Source organism: Halorubrum sp. Boch-26 (genome assembly GCF_029889805.1).
Lineage (GTDB): Archaea > Halobacteriota > Halobacteria > Halobacteriales > Haloferacaceae > Halorubrum.
Genome location: NZ_JARANT010000157.1, coordinates 1 through 2,594 on the forward strand (window position 1 = coordinate 1; position 2,594 = coordinate 2,594).

Here is a 2,594-nt window from a genome sequence, read left to right on the forward strand (position 1 = left end):
ACACGGGCCACGGTGTCATCGGCACCACGCACGCCGAGGACGTCGAGGCGCTCGTGAACCGCGTGGTCGAGCGGGGGCTCCCGCCGTACCTGCTCCGCGAGATCGACCTCGTCGTCTTCCCGCGGCAGGTCGGCGGCGAGCGGTACGTCTCGCGGGCGGTCGAGCCCCTCTCCGCAGAGGAGTACGAGGCGCTCGATCCGGAGGCGAAGCGGAGCCCGACCGGGGACCCCAAGCACGGCGGCGCCGGCGTCGTCGACAAGGGCGGGGAGCCGGTGTACTACAACACGCTCGCGTGGCGCGACGCCGACGGCGAGTTCCGGTTTCCGGGCGCTCCCGAGAGCGACGCGGCGGCCGCCCCCGGCGAGGGGTCGCGCCTCCATGCGGTCGCCCGGATCGCGGACTACACCGACCGCGAGGTCGACGCCGTGCGCTCGGAGTTCGTCGCCAAGCGCCGGTACGTCGAGTACCTCGTCCGGGAGGGCGTCGACGACGCCGACGCGCTGTTCGAGTTCCTCGCCGACCTCCGGACCGACGAGGCCGCGACCGTCGAGCGCGCGGCGCGGACGATGGACCGGACGGCGGGCGAGCGCGACGAGCGCGACGGCACTGAGGGGCGCGATGGATCCGACGAGCGGGGGCGGCCGTGAGCGGGAAGCCGACGACCGAACCCGACGACGGCGGCGCGGAGCTCGGGCGAGCCGTCGACGCCGCCGAGGCCGACGGGTTCCTCCGGACCGGTCGGTCGGCGGCCGTCGATCGGGCCCTCTACGCGCTGTTCGCGCGGCACGCGAGCGACCGTCGGCACGACGCCGACCGGAAGCGGTACCGCGGGACGGCGCTCGACACGGGGTTCGAGACGTACCTGTCGCGGGTGTACGGGCTCTCGTGGCTCGTCGCGCTCGCCGTCGCCGGGCCGACACTCCTCGTCGCGATCGGCGCGGCCCCGGAGTTGCTCGCGGCCGCCGAGGGGTGGACCGGGGACGCCATGTGGGCGTCGTCGCCGTCGCCCGAGGCCGTCGCCGTCGTCGCCGCGGGGCTGGCCGGCCTCCTCGCGAAGCGGGCGACGGTGCGGCTCGGCGGGCTCCACCTGCGGTGGCTCACGGCGACGCGCCGGACGGACATCGAGCGGACGCTTCCGGCCGCGGTCCGGTACCTCGAACTGCTCGCGTCCGGGAGCGACGGCCCTCGCGAGATGGTCGAGAAGACAGCCGCGAGCGAGGCGTACGGCGGGACGGCGACCTCGCTGCGGAAGGCGCTCACCGCGGCGCGGCTCGCCGGGAGCCTCGACGAGGGGCTTCGGCGGGTCGCCCGCGACACCCCCTCGCGGGAGCTGCTCGCGCCGTTCCTGTTGAAGTTCCGCAAACACGCGGCGACCGGCGACGCGGCGCTCGCGGAGTACCTCCGGACGGAGAGCCGGATGCTCGCGCACCGACAGGACCGGGCCCGCAAGCGCGCTCGCCGGTTTCTGGAGCTTCTCACGGAGCTGTTCGTCGTCGTGTTGGTGTTGCCGGCGCTGCTCGTCATCGCGGCGACCGCGCTCACCGTCGTCGTCCCCGAGCTGCTACCGCCGGTCGACACGCCGGTCGGAGTGGTACCGACGCGGGCGGTCGTGCTCTACGGCGCCGTCGTCTTCCTCGTCGTCATCGGCCTCGCCGGCGCGGTCGCCGTCGGCACGCTCCGCCCGCCGAACCAGCGCGCGAGCTACGACCTGCCGGCCTCGCCGCGCGCGATCGCCGCCTCGGTCGGACGCAACCCGGCGAGCGCCGCGGTGGTCTGTACGCCGCCGGCCGCCCTGCTCGCGGCCGGCCTCGCGCTCGCGGGGTACACCCTCGTCAACGTCGCCCTGCTCGCGTACGCGGCGTTCGCTATTCCCGTGGGGAGCGTCGCGGTCAGGCGCACCCGGGTCGACGACGCGAAGGACCGCGAGCTGGCCGACTTCGTCCACGCGGTCTCCGGTCACGTGGCGCACGGACGACCCCTGCCGGACGCGGTCGCCGCCGTGGCGCGCGACGTCGACCTCGGGGTGCTCGACGACGACGTGGCCGACCTCGCGTTCGCGCTGGGGTCGACGACGGCGACGGGCGGGTCGCGGGCGGCGGGAGAAGACGACGGAGCCACCGACGTTCGGGCGGCCGCGATCGAGCGGTTCGTCGACCGCGTGGGGACCCCGCTCGCGGAGGGGACGCTCGGGCTGGTCACGGGCGCTCTCAACGCCGGCAGCGACGCCGACGCCGTCTTCGAGACGCTCCGGATCGAGGTGGGACAGCTGTACAGCGAGCAGCGCGCGCTCCGCTCGTCGATGCACCCGTACGTCGCGGTCGGGTGGGCGGCGGCCGCGCTGGTCGCCGGCGTCGTCGCCGTCGTCAACACGCAGGTGATCGACGCCGCGCGGCTCGCCGACCTCGCCGCCGCCACCGACCTCGTTACCGAGCCGGAGACGGTCCACCCCGACCTCGAGCGCTTCCGGCTGTACGTCGTCACGCAGGCGACGATGCTCGCGTCCGGCTGGTTCGCGGGCACCGCCTCTCGGGGGCGCTACGAGGCGCTGCTTCACTCCGGACTGCTCGTGGCCGTCTGTTACGCGGTGTTCACCG

Annotated in this window: 1 protein-coding gene and 1 pseudogene; both read left to right on the top strand. The window is 75.0% G+C overall.

Translation table 11 applies throughout. The annotated features are described in order from the left end of the window. A pseudogene (locus OQF71_RS14290) lies at positions 1-647 on the top strand (secretion system protein); the annotation flags it as partial. Beyond that, positions 644-2,594 (top strand): type II secretion system F family protein (locus tag OQF71_RS14295; RefSeq protein WP_280588481.1); only part of this gene is annotated, 1,951 nt, incomplete at its 3' end. The pseudogene OQF71_RS14290 and the gene OQF71_RS14295, both read left to right, overlap by 4 nt.